Source organism: Paraburkholderia sp. Ac-20336, assembly GCF_017105025.1.
GTDB lineage: Bacteria > Pseudomonadota > Gammaproteobacteria > Burkholderiales > Burkholderiaceae > Paraburkholderia.
In genome coordinates, this window is record NZ_JAAGPS010000155.1 from 1 (window position 1) to 16397 (window position 16397).

Below are 16397 nucleotides of genomic sequence, written 5' to 3' on the forward strand. Positions count from 1 at the left end.
TCAACTGGTCAAGGCGAGCTTCGGCAACATCACGCATGCGGGCGGCGCGGTCGGCAGTCCGGTCGAGCTGTTGCCGGCGCCGGCACTGCTGCAGCCCGCGCGCGTGCAGGACGGCAAGACCGTCGAGTTCGATCTCGCGCCGGCCGAGCACGCGGTCGGCTATCGCCTGCAGATTTCGCACGACGCCGACCAGCTCGATCTCGTGCGCGACATGCGCGTGAGCGCGCCGCACGCGGATTTCGGCGCTTTGCCCGACGGCACGTATTTCGTGCGGATCGCCTCGACCGACGGCAACGGTCTCGACGGCCTGCCGAAGGTCTATGCGTTCGAGCGCCGTCAGCTCGGGCTCGATGCCTCGGCCGCGCAGCGCGCGGGCAGCCACGACTACGAATTCCGCTGGTTCGTGAGCCAGAGCAACGTGCCGACGCGCTTCCGTTTCGTGCTCGCCAAAACCAAAGACCTGAGTCATCCGATCGTCGATCGCGCCGATCTGCCCGGTGGCCAGCTGGTGGTGAGCGACCTGCCCGCGGGCGACTACTACTGGATGATCGTCGCCGAGCAGTTCGAAAACGGCCGGTTCTACGAAAAGAACAGTTCGGTCCGCTCCTTTACGCTGGCGCGCTGACGCTGGTAGATTCTCGGGACCGGCCCCGCGGCCGGTCCGTCTCTTCGTCCCCCCGTCCCGGATTACATCGTTCGTTGCCCACTATTCCCACGACCTCCGCGCGCTTGAGCCTCGATCCACGCGCCCGTTTGGGCCGGCGCGCCGGCCGGCGTTTCCTGATCGAGTGGGTAGCGGTCGGCTGCCTCGGCATCGTGGTGATCCTGCTCACTTCGTTCGGGCGGCTAAGCGGCGGCATCGATCAACTCGTGTACGACCGCTTCCTCGGCGCCCGCGCGCAGCCCTTGCTGTCCGACATCGTGATGGTCGAGATCGACAACGCGAGCATCGCGCGGCTCGGCCGCTGGCCGTGGCCGCGCAGCGTCCATGCGAAGCTGCTCGAACGGATCGCGGCGGCGCAACCGGCCGCGGTGGTCTACGACGTGCTGTTCACCGAACCGAATCTCGACGACGCCGCGCTCGCCCACGCGGTCGCGCTGAGCCCGACCTATCTGCCCCTGCTGCTCACGTCGCCCGACGACACTGGCCGCCGGGTCGTCGTCGAGCCGGTCGCGCCGCTCGCGCGCGCGGCCGCCGGGATCGGCCACATCAATTTCGAGGTCGATAGCGACGGCATCGTGCGCAGCGTCGCGCGCTTCCAGGGCGACGACGGCTCGCGCTGGCCGCAACTGATGCTGCTCGTCGCCGAAGCGGTCGAGAGCGGCAAGCTGCATCTGCGCGGCGGTCCGCCGCCGCGCCGCTCGGCCGAGCCCGTGCGCGGGAAAGCCCGAGGCGGTGACGGCGGCGAGGGCCGTTTCCTGATCCCGTTCGGCTCGAACGCCGGCAACTACACGAAGCTCAGTTTCGCGGACGTGCTCGACGGCAAGGTGCCGGCCGATCAGCTGCGCGGGCGCATCGTCGTGATCGGCGTGACGGCCTCGGGCCTGTACGACCGCTTCGCGACGCCGGTGTCCGGCGAGCTGGGGCCGCTGCCCGGCGTCTACATTCACGCGAACGTGCTCGACACGTTGCTGACCGGCCGCGAGATCGAGCCGGTCGGGCGCTGGTTCGTGTTCGCGGCGTCGCTCGCGCCGCTCGCCGCGCTGCTCGCCGGCTTTCTCGTGCTGTCGCCGCGCCGCTCGCTGCTCCTGACCGGCACGCTCGTGCTGCTCGCCGCGGCCGGTAGCGCGGGACTGCTCTACGGCGGTCGGCTCTGGATGTCGCCGGTGCCGGCGATCCTCGGTGTGGTGATCGTCTATCCGATCTGGAACTGGCGCCGCCTCGAAATGACGATGGCCTATCTGCGCGGCGAACTGCAGCGTCTCGCCGACGAACCGCATCTGCTGCCCGAGGCGCCGCGCAGCCGCCGCGAGTTCGGCGGCGATGTGCTCGAACAGCACATGGCGCTGATGGCGCAGGCCGCGCAGCGCGTGCAGGACATGAAGCGCTTCGTGTGGGACAGCCTCGACAGCGTGCCCGAGCCGATTCTCGTGAGCGATCTGCGCGGCATCGTGCTGATCGCGAACCACGCGGCCAAGGCGCATTTCGCGCGGCTCGGCGCAGCGATGCCCGAGGACCAGCCGATGCACACGGTGCTCGGCGGCCTGACGCTCGTGAAGACGATCGACAGCGGCGCGGCCTCGGACGCCGAGCGCAACCTGTCCGCGCATGCGCACTGGCCGGCGCCGCTCGATCCGAGGCGCGACGAATTCGCCGCGTTGATGGCGCAGGGTGTCGAAGTGCGCGACGCGAAGGAGCGCGACCATCTGCTGCGCTATGCGACCTGCACCAACGCGCAGGGCGAGACGACCGGCTGGATCGCGGGTCTCGTCGACGTGTCGGCGCTGCATGCGGCCGAGCGTCAGCGTGAGGACGCGCTGCGGCTGCTGTCGCACGACATGCGCTCGCCGCAGGCGTCGATCCTGGCGCTGGTCGAGATGGAGCGCGCGCGGACCGAGCCGGCGCTCGCGCGCGGCCTGCTCGAACGTATCGAGCGCTATGCGCAGCGCGCGCTGACGCTCGCCGACGACTTCGTGCAGCTCGCGCGGGCCGAGTCGCAAACCTATGTGCTCGAACCGCAGAGCCTGACCGAACTGGTGATCGACGCGAGCGACGAAGTCTGGCCGCAGGCGCACGCGAAGCGTATCGCGCTGCACACCGAGACGGGCGACGCCGACAGCGACGGCCACTGGATTTGTGCCGATCGCTCGCTGATGACGCGCGCTTTTGTCAATATTCTGAACAACGCGATCAAGTACAGTCCGCCGGATACGCGCATCGTCTGCAGCTTTGCGAGCCTGCCGGCGGGGCCGCACCCGGGCGGCACGGCGCGGCGCGTGTCGTGCACGATCCGCGATCAGGGCTACGGCATTCCGAAGGAGCAGCAGGCCGGGCTGTTCGAGCGCTTCCGGCGCTTTCACGAGGCGGAGCGGCCGGAAGTGGGCGGCGCGGGACTGGGCATGGTGTTCGTGAAGACCGTCGTGACCCGTCACGGCGGCGGTGTCGAGGTCGTCAGCGCCACGGGCGAGGGCACGGCTTTCACGATCTGGCTGCCCGCGCTCGACGACGCCTAACCAACGCGTAAGCGGCCGAACCGATCGCGCCGCGCCCGTGTCCTATCCGATTGACCCGAGAGCGATCCATCCAAGAGAAACGAGGAAATGGCAAAAGTCTTCTATCTTTGCGCGGCACTGGCCGCGGCGAGCCTGACCGGCTGCGCGGGCCCGAGCGCCGACGTGCACGTCGCGCGGCCCGACCCTGCCGCCGCCGCGCTGCAAGGCGAGCCGACCTATGCGATGGCGCGCACGCAGCCGCAGGAAGGCAGCACCGATCATCCGCAGGCGGAGAAGCTGGTGCGCGACGAGCTGGCGAAACACGGTTTCGTCGATAGCGACGGCAAGCAGGCGCATTACCGTGTGTCGATGGCGTACAGCACGCGCCTCGCGTCGGTCGGCATCGGCGGCAAGGATTGCGAGCCGGCCGACTGCGGCGACTCGGGCGGCGGGCTCGGTGCGCTGATGTTCGGGCGCGCGTACCGCCATACGCTGACGCTGCGCTTCTTCGACTACGCGAATGGCGAGGAGCGCTACAAGGTCAGCGCGGTGTTCGTCGATCGCAATGCGGACCCGCTGCATGCGCTGCCGCTGCTCGCGAAAACGGCGCTCGCGAAGCTGCCGTTCGACGAACCGGCCGACTGGCGCGTGAAGCTGAGCATCGACAAGACGAGCGGCGCGGCGAGTGTGGAGTCGATGAAGCCGTTGCAGCCGTTGCAGCCGTTGCAGCGTTGAGGCAACGCTGAGGCAGGGATAGGCTTTGGGCTAACGGCTCTGTTGGGTTGGGGCTGACGGGGCTGAGCCTGGGCTTGGGCCGGGTCGGGACGAAGTCGAAACGAGGCCCAAACCTGGTTCATCCAGACCCGGCTAAAGCGGCAAGCCGGGGCCGCCCCGGCCTTGTGCGCGCCTTACTCGCGCTCCACAACATCACCCTGCGGCCAGCAGTTTTCGAACACACAATCGGCAAGCGGCAGACGGCTCGCCCAGCGCTCGGTTTCGAGCATCGGCTCGCTGTAAAACCGGTCGACGTGGCCGAGGCACAGAATCGCGACCGGCCGCGCGCCCGCGGGCATGCGCAGCAGCTCGCGCACCGCCTCGACGTCGAACAGCGACACCCAGCCGAGCCCGAGCCCTTCCGCGCGCGCGGCGAGCCACATGTTCTGGATCGCGCACGCAACCGAGGCAAGGTCCATCTCCGGCAGCGTGCGGCGTCCGAACACGTGCCGCTCGCGCCCGTCCATCAGCGCGATCACGAGCAGTTCCGCGCATTCGAGCATGCCCTCCACCTTGAGCTTCATGAACTCGTCGCGGCGCTTGCCGAGCGCGTCGGCGGTGGCGAGCCGTTCGCGCTCGACGATGTCGTGCAGGGCCGTGCGCAGGGTTGAATCGGTAATGCGCGCGATGCGCCACGGCTGCATGAAGCCGACGCTCGGCGCGTGATGCGCGGCGTCGAGCAGACGCCGCAGCACGGCGGGATCGACCGGATCGGCCACGAAGTGGCGCATGTCGCGGCGTTCGTAAATCGCGCGATATACCGCGTCGCGCTCGGAATCGTCAAAAGGCTGCGCCATGGAACAGGGCGGCCGTGAAGGCCGGGTTGGAAGGCCAGTAGGCGTGCATATAGGTTGCCACAATCGGGCCCACGCGATAAACCGCCTCGCCGGCGGCGTCGCTGTGCGCGCGTGTGGCGAAGCGCAGCGGCGCGAGCGGCGTGCTGAGCTTCGAGTAGTGGAACGTGTGGCCGGTCAGCGGGCCGTGCAGGCTGTCGATCTGCTGCATGCCGAGCGCGGCGAAGCGCTTTTGCAGCGTCGCGTGACCGGGCACGAGGCCGAGCATGGGCGTGCTCGTGCCGTGCGCGTCGGTCAGCCGGTCGAGCAGATAGAGCATGCCGCCGCATTCGGCGACCACGGGCTTGCCCGCCGCGACGTGCGCGCGGATCGACGCGGCGCTGCGCGCGTTGCCGGCCAGCGTCGCCGCGTGCAGCTCGGGATAGCCGCCCGGCAGATAGAGCGCGTCGATGTCGTCGGGCAGGGCTTCGTCGGCGAGCGGCGAGAAGTCGTGCACTTGTGCGCCGAGCGCTTCGAGCAGCGCGACGTTGGCCGGATAGATGAACGAGAACGCGGCGTCGCGCGCTATCGCGATCCGCTTGCCTTCGAGCAGGCGCGGCAAGACTTCGGGCACGGGCGAGTCGAAGTCGACGGCCGGCGGCAACTCGGCGAGCGCGGTTGCCGCGAGCGTATCGGCCGCGTGCTCGAGGCGCGCGTCGAGGTCGTCGATTTCGTTCGCCTGGTGCAGGCCAAGGTGCCGGTCGGGCAGCGTGATTTCGTCGCTCGCGGCGATGTGCCCGCACCAGTGCAATTCGGGCGGCAGCGCTTCCTGCAGCATCTGCGCGTGGCGCGCCGAGCCGACGCGATTCGCGAGCACGCCATGAAACGGCAGTTCGGGCCGAAAGCGCGCGAGCCCGAACGCGAGCGCGCCGAAGGTCTGCGCCATCGCCTGCGCGGAGATCACCGCGAGCACCGGCACGCCGAACGTCGCGGCGAGATCGGCGCTGCTCGGCGTGCCGTCGAACAGGCCCATCACGCCTTCGATCAGGATCAGATCGGCCTCGGCCGCCGCCTGCGCGAGCAGGTTGCGGCACGCGGTTTCACCGACCATCCACAGATCGAGCGACAGCACCGGCGCGCCGCTCGCGCGCGCGAGGATCATCGGGTCGAGAAAGTCCGGGCCGGTCTTGAACACGCGCACGCGCCGTCCGAGCCGCCGGTGCAGGCGCGCGAGCCCCGCCGTGATCGTGGTCTTGCCCTGGCCCGAGGCGGGCGCGCTGATAAAGAGCGCGGGACAGGCCGGGCGGCGCGTCGCTTCGGGCGCTGACGGCATCGCTCAGAACTCCACGCCGCGCTGCGCCTTCACGCCCTGCTCGCGATACGGATGCTTGATCGCGCGCATTTCGGTGACGAGATCGGCGGCTTCGATCAGCGCGTCCGGCGCATGGCGGCCGGTCACGACGACGTGCAGCATCGGCGCGCGCGCGTTGATGACCGACAGCACTTCGTCGAGCGGCAGGTATTCGTACTTGAGCACGGTGTTCAGTTCGTCGAGGATCACCATCTGATAGTCGCCGCTTTCGATCATCCGGCGCGCCTCGTCCCAGCCCTTGCGCGCGGTGGCGATGTCGGCGTCGCGGTTCTGGGTGTTCCAGGTGTAGCCGTCGCCCATCGTGACGAAATCGCAGTGTGCGATCGCGCCGAGAAAGTCGCGCTCCGAGGTATGCAGCGCGCCCTTGATGAACTGCACGACGCCAAGGCGCATGCCGTGGCCGAGCACGCGCACGGCCATGCCGAACGCGGCCGTGCTTTTGCCCTTGCCGGTGCCGGTGTTGACGATCAGCAGGCCTTTCTCGACGGTCGCGGCGGCCTGTTTCTTTTCATGGCCCTCGCGGCGGCGTTCGGTCATGCGTTGATGCGATTCGGGATCGGTTTTCATCGAAGGTCCTGTTGGGGAGTGTCGGGTTGGGTTGGAGCGGTGTCGGCGTCGCTGCTGGCCGAGGCGATCGCGACGGTAACGCCGTCGTGCACGGTCTTGGGTACGAGCAGGCGCGCGGGCTGTGTGGGCGATGCAGCGGCTGACGCAGCCGCCAGGGTCTGCGCCGCGAGCAGCGCGCAGGGTTCGCAAACGCCATCGACGCCGAGATGCGTTTGCGCGGCCAGCGACGGCGTGGCGACCGGCACCGCGGCGATCTGCTCGCGGCTGAACACCTGCAACGGCAGCGCATGACGCGCGCAGAATTCGCGCAGGCCCGCTTCGTGGGCCTTGGCGTCGAGCGTGGCGACGGCGTGAATCTGTTCGAAAGAAGCGACGCACGTGTGCGAGCCGAGCGCGGCGCGCACCGCCGCTTCGATCTGTTGCGCCGAACTGCCGAGGCGACAGCCGATGCCGACGCCGAGCGTCTTGCCCGGGCGTCCGGTGTGTCGAGCGGCATCGGCTTTGGCTTCGGCATTCGCGTCAGCGCAAGAGGCCTCGTGCCCGGCGCTGGCGAGCGAGGCGCGCGTCATCGCGGCATGCAAGGCAAACGCCTCGCGGTAATGGAAAAAGGGCGGCTGCCTGCAAGGGCGCACGCGGCAAGGAAGATCGAGGTCATGCGGTACTGCGAATCCGGGCTTGGACCATCGCGCGGCGCGTTGCGTTTTCGCGGCGAAAACCCCGTGGAAAAACGCCACGCTTGGCGCGGCCATGCTTGAACGCCATCACATCCGTTCCCCGCGGATTCCGGCGGCCGGCAGCGCAGCGATGAACGCGGCGCCGCCTCCGCGTCTGGCCGGTATCCGGGCTGGCGGCCTCACGCGCTTTGCCTTCCCGTCCGGATTCGTCGGACAGTGGCGCGAAAAACGCATGTGCGACGCGGCCGGAACGGCGCTCGCGTCGCAGGTCGCTTACCGTTGCGGGGACAGCACAGATTGAACGCATGACGCGCTGCCTGTTTCCCGTTTAACTGCACACGCGAGTGCATGTGCGGGCACCAAACGCGCGCATACGATAGCACATGGCGCCCCGCCGGATAAGCGCGCGCGGCGCTTCACGCGGTGTCCTTTCCTTGACTGCGCATGGCCGTGGGCCTACACTCGCACGCACTTCTGGTGCTCGCGCGCGCATCCATGCGCGTGCAGTTAAACGGGAAACAGGGAGCCCACCTGCTCTGGAACGGGCCAACCTGTGCTGTCCCCGCAACGGTAAGCGAAAAGCGGTATCGGCTGCATGGCCGGCCACCGCGGAGCCGGCTTCGATGTCCACGCGCAAGGCTGCGTCGGCATATCACCACTGGTCGAGAAACCACTCGGCCGGGAAGGGGAAGCGGCGCTTTCGCCAGCCCGGATACCGGCCCGAAGATGCAGGACGGACGCCACGGGGATGCGGCGTCGCGTTCACGACCTCACTTTCCGCTTTCTGTTTTCCGTTGTCGCGGCAACGCCGGCGCTCGTTCCGGCATGCGCGGCGCAACGCCTTCGGATGAACCTCACGATGCAAACTCAATTGCGCAAGATCCCCGTCACGATCGTCACGGGCTTTCTCGGCAGCGGCAAAACCACGCTGCTGCGGCACATTCTTCAGCATGCGGGCGGCAAGCGCATCGCGGTGATCGTCAACGAGTTCGGCGAACTCGGCATCGACGGGGAGATCCTCAAGGGTTGCGGCATCGGCTGCGATGAAAACGGCGTCGAAACCGAAGGGCAACTGTATGAACTCGCGAACGGTTGCCTCTGCTGCACCGTGCAGGAAGAGTTTTTTCCGGTGATGGAAAAGCTCGTCGAGCGCCGCGGCGAAATCGATCACGTGCTGATCGAAACCTCGGGTCTCGCATTGCCGAAGCCGCTCGTGCAGGCGTTCAACTGGCCGCAGATCAAGAGCAGCTTCACGGTCGACGCGGTCGTGACCGTCGTCGATGGTCCGGCTGCCGCGAGCGGCCAGTTTGCCGCGAACCCGGTCGCCGTCGATGCGCAGCGCAAGGTCGATCCGAATCTCGATCACGAATCGCCGCTGCACGAGCTGTTCGAAGATCAGTTGTCCGCGGCCGATCTCGTGATCCTGAACAAGACCGACCTCGTCGACGATGCGCAGCAGCGCGCGGTCGAAGCGCTGATTCGCGGGGAGATTCCGCCGCAGGTGAAGATCGTGCGCGCGCAGCAGGGCCAGCTCGATCTGCACACGCTGCTCGGGCTCGAAGCGGCTTCGGAAGAGACGATCCACCTGCGCCACGATCATCACGGTTCCGCCGACGATCCCGACCACCACCACGACGAATTCGATTCGGTCGTCGTGGAAGCGCGCGTGTCGTCGCGCGACGCGGCGATCGCCGCATTGCAGACGCTTGTCGAAGGCCACACGATTTATCGCGTGAAGGGCTTTGCCGCGTTGCCGGGCGCGGCGATGCGCCTCGTGATTCAGGGCGTGGGGCGGCGCTTCGACAGCTATTTCGACCGGCGCTGGCAGGCTGGCGAAAATGACGGCGGCGCGCACGCCGGCAGCCGTTTCGTGCTGATCGGCGAAGACCTCGATCAGGCCACGCTGCAACGCGCGTTCGACGCGGCACTCGACGCCGCCGCTCCTGCGCCCGCGAGCGTTGCCGCACACCAGGCGTAAGCGCTCATGCATCTGCTACGCACGACGCCGGGCGGTTTCGTCGACGATACGCAGGGCGTGATCCGTATCGATCAGCAGCCTGCCGATATCGTCGTGCTCAGTTCCGCCGACACCACGCTGTCGCTGCTCGCGAGCGTGGTTCCGCGTCTCGGCGACGGCTTCCCGAGCCTGCGGCTCGCCAACGTCACCTATTTGCGGCAGCCGGCGTCGGTCGATTTCTATCTCGACGACGTGTTGCAGCATGCACGCGTCGTCGTGGTCGATCATCTCGGCGGCGAGGCTTACTGGCCGTACGGCATCGAGCAGGTCGTCGCGCTCGCGCAGCGCAGGCAGCAAACGCTTGCGATGTTTTCCGGCGATTTGCAGGAAGACCCGAACCTGCTCGCGCGCAGTACCGCGAGCGCCGAGCTGTGCCATCAGTTGTGGCGTTATCTGCGCGAGGGCGGCCCGCAGAATGCCGAGGCGTTCCTGCGCTGCATCGCCTATCGCGCGCTCGATTGGGGACGCGAGCCCGAGCCGCCGCGCGCGTTGCCGGCCGCGTCGCTCTATCATCCCGCGCACGACACGCCGACCATCGCCGACTGGCAGGCGCGCTGGCGCCAGGACGCGCCTGTGGTCGCGATTCTGTTCTACAAGGCGCATCTGCAGGCTGCCAATACCGCGGTGTTCGATGCGCTGATCGACGCGCTCGAAGCGCAAGGGCTCAATCCGCTGCCGCTCGCGATCACGTCGCTGAAAGATGCGGTGAGCCGCGAAGTCGTGCAGTCGCTGTGCGCGCAGCACGATGCTGCACTCGTGCTCAATACGACCGCGTTCGCCGCGTCCGCGATCGACGACCCCGAGCCGCTCGCGCTGGCCGGCGACGCGCCGGTGTTGCAGGTGATCCTGAGCGGCGGCAATCGCGAGGACTGGCTCAAGGACAATCACGGCCTCAATTCGCGCGACATCGCAATGCATATCGCGCTGCCGGAAGTGGACGGCCGCATCATCACGCGTGCGATCAGCTTCAAGGGGCTCGCCTATCGTTGTCCGCATACCGAGGTCGACGTGGTCCGCTATCAGCCCGACCTCGAACGCGTGCGTTTTCTCGCCGAACTGAGCCGCCGCTGGTGCCGTCTACGTTCGCTCGACAATGCGGACAAGAAGCTCGCGCTGATTCTCGCGAACTATCCGATGAGCGAAGGGCGCATCGGCAATGGCGTCGGGCTCGATACGCCGGCTTCGGTGGTCGGCATTCTGTCGATGCTGCGCGGCGAGGGCTATCGTGTTGGCGAATTGCCCGAAAACGGCGCTGCGTTGTTGCAGAAACTCACCGAAGGCGTGACCAACGATCCGGTCGTGCGCGATCTGCGTCCGGCCTTGCAAAGCCTTGCACTCGACGACTATCTCGCGCATTTCAACGCGCTGCCGGCGAGCGTGCGCGATGCGTTGAACGCGCGCTGGGGCCCGCCCGAGCAGGACCCGACGCTGCGGCGCGGGCGCTTCATGATCGCGGGCTGGCGCTGCGGGCACGTATTCGTCGGCATTCAGCCCGCGCGTTCGCGCGAGCAGGGCGATTACGCGAGCTATCACGATGCCGAACTCGTGCCGCCGCATGCCTATCTCGCGTTCTATTTCTGGCTGCGCCGGCAGTTCGGCATCGACGCGGTCGTGCACGTCGGCAAGCACGGCAACCTCGAATGGCTGCCCGGCAAGAGCGTCGCGCTGAGCGAGGCGTGCTGGCCCGATCTGATTCTCGGGCCGATGCCGCATCTGTATCCGTTCATCGTCAACGATCCGGGCGAGGGCAGCCAGGCCAAGCGGCGCACGCAGGCGGTCATCGTCGATCATCTGATGCCGCCGCTCACGCGCGCCGAAAACTATGGACCGCTGCAGGATCTCGAACGCCAGGTCGACGAATACTACGAAGCGCTGATGGTCGATCCGCGCCGCGCGAAGCTGCTGCGCCGCACGATTCTCGCGACGATCGTCGAGCACCGCCTGCACGAGGAACTGAGCCTCGCCGCGCCGAATGGCCAGGATGATGAAGACGCGCTGCTCACGCGCGTCGATGCGTGGTTGTGCGAACTGAAGGAAGCGCAGATTCGCGATGGTCTGCATACGTTCGGGCAATCGCCGGCCGGCGTGCAGCGGCGCGATACGCTGCTTGCGCTCGGGCGCTTTCCGATCGGCGATGGACAGGGGCGCAGAGCGGGGCTCGTCGACGCGCTGGCGCGCGATCTGCGTATCGATCATCTGTTCGATCCGTTGACGGTCGATTGGGCCGCGCCGTGGGACGGTCCGCGCCCGGCCGTGTTGCAGCGGGTCAGCGACGCGCCGTGGCGGCATTACGGCGATACGCGCGAGCGGCTGGAGATGCTCGCGGCGGAGTTGTTGCTCGGGGTGTGTGGTGTGGGCAGCGATGAAGCGGATGGCGCGCGTGCGGCTCCATCGTTTGAGAGCAACTTGCCGCAAGCGGCGCTAGTTATCGAACGTTTGCGCGACGACGTGCTGCCGCGTCTCGACGCCTGTGGCCCGCAGGAAATGCTGCAACTGAAGCGCGGCCTCGAAGGCCGTTTCGTGCCGCCGGGGCCGAGCGGCTCGCCGTCGCGCGGACGGCCCGACGTGTTGCCGACCGGCCGCAACTTCTATTCGGTCGACACGCGCGCGGTGCCGACGCAAGCGGCCTGGGCGCTCGGCCTGAAATCCGCGCAGCAGCTGATCGAGCGGCATTTGCAGGAACATGGCGATTATCCGCGCGCGATCGGCCTGTCGGTATGGGGCACCGCGACGATGCGCACCGGTGGCGACGATATCGCGCAGGCGCTCGCGCTGCTTGGTGTGCGGCCGAAGTGGGCGCCGGGCAGCCATCGCGTGACCGACTTCGAGATCATGCCGATCGAAGCCTTCGACCGTCCGCGTATCGACGTGACGTTGCGTGTGTCCGGTTTCTTCCGCGATGCGTTTGCGAACGTGATGCATCTGTTCGATGCGGCCGTGCAAGCCGTCGCCGAACTCGACGAACCCGAAGCGTTGAATCCGATCCGCGCGCGCGTGCAGCGCGAACGCGATGCGCTGATCGCGCGCGGCATGGAGCCGGCCGAAGCGCGCAAGCGGGCCGGCTGGCGCGTCTTCAGCGCGCGTCCCGGCGCGTATGGCGCGGGTGTGCAAGAGATGATCGACTCGCGCCACTGGCAGACCGACGCCGATCTCGCGAACGCGTATCAGGCATGGGGAGGTTACGCGTACACGCAGAAAAGCGCGGGCGAGGCAGCGCAGCACGCGTTCGGCACGCGTCTCGCGGCAATGGACGTGGTGCTGCAAAACCAGGACAACCGCGAGCACGACGTGCTCGACTCGAACGACTATTACCAGTTCCAGGGCGGCATGGTCGCGGCGGTACGGCATCTGGCCGGCCAGCAGCCGAGCGTCTATCACGCCGATCACAGCAATCCGGCCGCGCCGCGTGTGCGTACGTTGCGCGAGGAGATCGCGCGCGTGATCCGCTCGCGGGTGGTCAATCCGAAATGGCTCGATGGCGTGAAGCGCCACGGTTATAAAGGCGCGGCCGAGATCGCGGCGACCGTCGATTATCTGTACGGCTACGATGCGACCGCGCGCGTGGTCGCGGATCATCAATACGCGCTCGTCGCCGACGCGTATCTGAACGATGCCGATACGCGCGCGTTCATGCAACGGCACAATCCGCATGCGCTGCATTCGGTCTGCGAGCGTCTGCTCGAAGCGATGCAGCGCGGGCTGTGGCAGGCGCCCGGCGACTATCGCGCACAGGTGGAGCAGCATCTGCTCGCGAGCGAACAGCAGATCGAAGGAAAGCAGAGATGAATGGGGTGACGCGAGAGGCGGGCGAGATAAGCGGCGTGGATACGGTATCGGGCACCGCATCGGGTTCGGCCCGGCGGCCGGTTTTTCCCTTTGCCGCACTGATCGGCCAGGCGCCGTTGCAGCAGGCCTTGTTGCTTGCGGCGATCGATCCGGGCCTCGGCGGTGTGCTGATCAGCGGGCCGCGCGGCACGGCGAAGTCGACCGCGGCGCGCGCGCTCGCCGAATTGCTGCCGGAAGGACAACTCGTGAATCTGCCGCTCGGTGCGAGCGAGGATCGGCTGATCGGCACACTCGATATCGAAACTGTGCTGCGTGACGGCGCGGTGCGCTTCTCGCCGGGGCTGCTTGCGAAGGCGCATCGCGGCGTGCTGTATGTCGATGAGGTCAATCTGCTGCCCGATGCGCTCGTCGACGCGTTGCTCGATGCGGCGGCGAGCGGCGTGAATACCGTCGAACGCGATGGCGTATCGCATAGCCATGACGCGAGCTTCGTGCTGATCGGCACGATGAATCCCGAAGAGGGCGAGTTGCGGCCTCAACTGATCGACCGTTTCGGTTTGATGGTCGAGTTGCGCAACGCGTTCGAGCCGTCGACACGGCAGGCGATCGTCAAGGCGCGGCTCGCGTTCGATCATGATCCGGCGGCATTTTGTGCCACTCACGCTGAGCAGCAGGCCGCGTACGTGCAGCGGATTCGCGCGGCGCGCGCGGTGCTGCCGCAACTCTCGTTCGACGACGCCGTGCATGCGCACGTGAGTGCGTTGTGCATCGACGCGGCCGTGGACGGTTTGCGCGCCGATCTCGTGATGCTGCGCGCGGCGCGTGCGCTCGCGGCGCTGGAGCAGTCGGCTGCGGTGACGGTGGAGCATGTGGATCGGGTGGCCGAGGCGGTGCTGCTTCATCGGTGGCGTAAGCATGAGCATGAGCCGCGTGCCCGGCAATACGATGAATCGGAAAGCGATGCGCATGAGAGTGCGGTGCATCATCGGCAAGATACTTTGGCCAGTGATTCGCACCATTCGAGCGAAGCTTCGCCATCTTCCGCTGATACTGACTGGGGCTATCTGCCACCCGAGCCGACCGCGGCCGTGCCGGTCAAAAGCGTGATCCCGCTCGGCGCAAAAAAACGCTGAGCCATCGGAAGGGCGCCGCCGCTGACTCGCGCAGCGGTTTTCGATGGCGGCATGGCATGGGTGCGGGTGTACGCAGCGCTGCGCGCGGCGAGCCGGGCCGACGCATTGCGTGGACGCCGACGCTTGTCGCGATGCGCGAGCGCACGCTGCGTCGCGAGCATCTGCGCTTCGTGCCTGAAGTGCCGCGCGGTGGTGTACTGCATTGCTTCGTGCTCGATTGTTCGGGGTCGATGCTGGCCGGTCGGCGGCTCGCCTTGGCGAAAGGCCTGTTGATCGCGCTGTTCGACGAGGCCAGCGCGATGCGCGCCGAAGTCGTGCTGATCTGCTTCGGCGGTGCGGGAGCGGACGTGCGTTTCGGTCCGGCCGTGCCGCGCTGGTGGAACGAGCGATGGCTGCAACCGGTGGGCGGCGGCGGCGGTTCGCCGCTGGCGTCGGGCGTGCGGCGGGCCGCGCAACTGCTCGGGCGCAGCGCGCGCAGACGGCCGGCGCAGCAACGCTGGCTATGGATTCTGAGCGATGGCCGCTCGCGCGACGAGCCCGAGCGTCCGCTTGATGTCGATGAGGTGGTGTTCGTCGATTTCGAGCGCGGCGCGCTACGGCTTGGCCGTTGCGCAGCGTTCGCCGATGCGTGGGGCGCGCGGTATTTGACGCCGGAAGAGTTGATCGGCTGAGCGGTTGGGCAACTGAGCGGCGCGTGGGTTGTGTTCGTGCGGTGGCGTGCGAATTTGCGCGATTCGCATGCGCGGCGCCGCGCCGCGTTATGCGTGCCGCTCAGCGATGCCGTTTCTTCAGGCCGTGGCGTTGGACCAGTACAGCACGTCGTCGTGGCGATCGAACACGAAGACTTTCATCGCCATCTGCTGCGCGGTGTCGAGCTGGTCCAGTTCGAGCCCATGAGTCGACGGCTCGCCGGGCGCGCTGCCTTTCTGCACGTTGCGGATGACCGCCGTGGTCTCGATCTCGGTATCGAGTTCGGCCGACTTCAGACGAAACGCGAGACGCAGCCGCTCGCCGACCGAGCCGAGCGTCCACGAGGCGCTCAGCGACATGCCGAGCGCGCTGATGCCTTTCGCGAGCCCGAGCCCTTCGTAGTTCTCGCCGGTTTCGCCGATGCCGAAGCGCACCGCGAGGTGCGCATGGACACGGATCGATTTACGTTCGCGCAGACGCCGGATCGCGCCGGGTTTCGACAGGACGAGATAGTCGAACGGCAGGCGGCAGACTGCTTCGACCGTGCAGACGAAACGGAATACGGCCTGGCTCGCGATCGCGACGATCTCGACGTTTTCGCCGGGCGCGAGCGGCAGCAGGCGGCCATTCTGTAACGGCGGCGTGACGAAGAGCGCATGATTCGGCGCGAAACCGATGATGCGGCACGGGTGCATCGGCGCGCTGCCGCTGACGAGGGAGCGCATGCCGATCAATGCGCCGATCTCGAGGTGCATGTCCCTGACCGTCTGTTCGCCGGCGGGGGGCAGCTGCGGGGCGGGTTCGGCGGGCCGCTGCGCGTTCGGACCCAGCAGGTCGCCGCGTTGCGGCTGGAAGTGCGTGAACAGAAACGTACGCTCGTCCGTGGTCGCGAGGACCGTGCCGCTCGCGAAGAGCAGCGTGCCGTCGGCATCGACGATCGGCCAGGCGAGCGGTGAACCTACCGGGACTGCATCGGGATTGAGTGCCGGAGATGAGGCGGCAGGCGGGGTATCGTCGACGTGTTCCTCGACAGGGTTGTCCATGGTCGGCAGCTTGTTGGATTGGCGAGATAACTGGTTGACGGCGGCGGCGGGTAAAACTTTAGTTGTCGAGTGAAATGGATGGGCGTCTTTGTCGGCGAGGGGCGGTTTCGGTGTTTTCCCGCTTCTGGCGATGGCCGAATTAAATTGGATAACTAAATTAATTCGTGGCGATCTTTTGTTGCGGCTTTCAGTTACGGATGTTGGTCTTTGCTGCATGGTACGGTTGTGGTATGAAGCCCTTCGCAAGAAAATTCGCGCAAGGGTCTTGACGTGATGCGGGGCGGTCAGCATAATCTCGTTTCTCTGCTGCAGACGCAGCGACGCAAACGAAGCGGTGCCGGGTGGTGTTGGGCATGGTTGAGTGAGCGGACTGATCTTTAAAAACCAACAGCCGATAAGTGTGGGCGCTTGATGC

Annotated in this window: 12 protein-coding genes, 1 pseudogene and 2 riboswitches; of the genes and pseudogenes, 7 read left to right on the top strand and 6 right to left on the bottom strand. The window is 67.2% G+C overall.

Annotated features, from left to right (window positions below; translation table 11 throughout):
* From GXB81_RS27475 to GXB81_RS27485, 3 genes and pseudogenes are all read left to right on the top strand, one after another.
* A pseudogene (locus GXB81_RS27475) lies at positions 1-625 on the top strand (peptidase M23); the annotation flags it as partial.
* An 83-nt stretch (positions 626-708) separates the two neighbouring features.
* Positions 709-3174: a CHASE2 domain-containing protein gene (locus GXB81_RS27480; protein WP_205990850.1), complete on the top strand. Its 2466-nt coding sequence runs from the start codon at positions 709-711 to the stop codon at positions 3172-3174.
* An 87-nt stretch (positions 3175-3261) separates the two neighbouring features.
* A complete protein-coding gene (locus GXB81_RS27485) occupies positions 3262-3888 on the top strand; it encodes a DUF4136 domain-containing protein (RefSeq protein ID WP_205990840.1) in 627 nt (208 codons plus the stop codon).
* Between the two features lie 173 nt (positions 3889-4061).
* Here the strand turns inward: GXB81_RS27485 and bluB are convergent, their stop codons facing one another.
* The 4 genes from bluB to GXB81_RS27505 are packed head-to-tail and all read right to left on the bottom strand — an operon-like array spanning position 4062 to position 7208.
* Positions 4062-4724, bottom strand: coding sequence for a 5,6-dimethylbenzimidazole synthase (gene bluB, locus GXB81_RS27490; protein ID WP_205990841.1), 663 nt, complete (start codon positions 4722-4724; stop codon positions 4062-4064).
* A complete protein-coding gene (locus GXB81_RS27495; protein WP_205990842.1) occupies positions 4708-6033 on the bottom strand; it encodes a cobyrinate a,c-diamide synthase in 1326 nt (441 codons plus the stop codon). Before GXB81_RS27495 ends, bluB begins: the two co-directional genes overlap by 17 nt.
* A gap of 3 nt (positions 6034-6036) precedes the next feature.
* Positions 6037-6639 carry a cob(I)yrinic acid a,c-diamide adenosyltransferase gene (gene cobO, locus GXB81_RS27500; RefSeq protein ID WP_167046877.1) on the bottom strand — a complete coding sequence of 201 codons (603 nt, stop codon included), beginning with the start codon at positions 6637-6639 and terminating at the stop codon, positions 6037-6039.
* Positions 6636-7208 carry a cobalamin biosynthesis protein gene (locus GXB81_RS27505; protein ID WP_205990843.1) on the bottom strand — a complete coding sequence of 191 codons (573 nt, stop codon included), beginning with the start codon at positions 7206-7208 and terminating at the stop codon, positions 6636-6638. Before GXB81_RS27505 ends, cobO begins: the two co-directional genes overlap by 4 nt.
* 243 nt (positions 7209-7451) lie before the next feature.
* Positions 7452-7692: riboswitch (cobalamin riboswitch) on the bottom strand.
* 79 nt (positions 7693-7771) lie between these two features.
* A riboswitch (cobalamin riboswitch) is annotated at positions 7772-8052 on the top strand.
* Positions 8053-8172: 120 nt separating this feature from the next.
* Here GXB81_RS27505 and cobW point away from each other — a divergent pair.
* The 4 genes from cobW to GXB81_RS27525 are packed head-to-tail and all read left to right on the top strand — an operon-like array spanning position 8173 to position 14920.
* A complete protein-coding gene (gene cobW, locus GXB81_RS27510) occupies positions 8173-9291 on the top strand; it encodes a cobalamin biosynthesis protein CobW (protein ID WP_277396813.1) in 1119 nt (372 codons plus the stop codon).
* A gap of 6 nt (positions 9292-9297) precedes the next feature.
* Positions 9298-13116: a cobaltochelatase subunit CobN gene (cobN, locus tag GXB81_RS27515; protein WP_205990845.1), complete on the top strand. Its 3819-nt coding sequence runs from the start codon at positions 9298-9300 to the stop codon at positions 13114-13116.
* The gene (locus GXB81_RS27520) at positions 13113-14249 is read left to right on the top strand and encodes an AAA family ATPase (RefSeq protein WP_205990846.1); all 1137 of its coding nucleotides are present in this window, start codon (positions 13113-13115) and stop codon (positions 14247-14249) included. The genes cobN and GXB81_RS27520 overlap by 4 nt, the downstream gene beginning before the upstream one ends.
* A gap of 56 nt (positions 14250-14305) precedes the next feature.
* Positions 14306-14920 (top strand): VWA domain-containing protein, encoded by a 615-nt coding sequence (locus GXB81_RS27525; protein WP_205990847.1) that lies wholly within the window; start codon positions 14306-14308, stop codon positions 14918-14920.
* 117 nt (positions 14921-15037) lie between these two features.
* Here GXB81_RS27525 and GXB81_RS27530 read toward each other — a convergent pair whose 3' ends face one another.
* Together GXB81_RS27530 and GXB81_RS27535 are read right to left on the bottom strand one after the other, a co-directional pair.
* Positions 15038-15982: a flagellar brake protein gene (locus tag GXB81_RS27530; RefSeq protein ID WP_205990848.1), complete on the bottom strand. Its 945-nt coding sequence runs from the start codon at positions 15980-15982 to the stop codon at positions 15038-15040.
* A 187-nt stretch (positions 15983-16169) separates the two neighbouring features.
* A partial coding sequence (locus tag GXB81_RS27535) for a hypothetical protein (RefSeq protein WP_205990849.1) occupies positions 16170-16397 on the bottom strand: 228 nt, incomplete at its 5' end.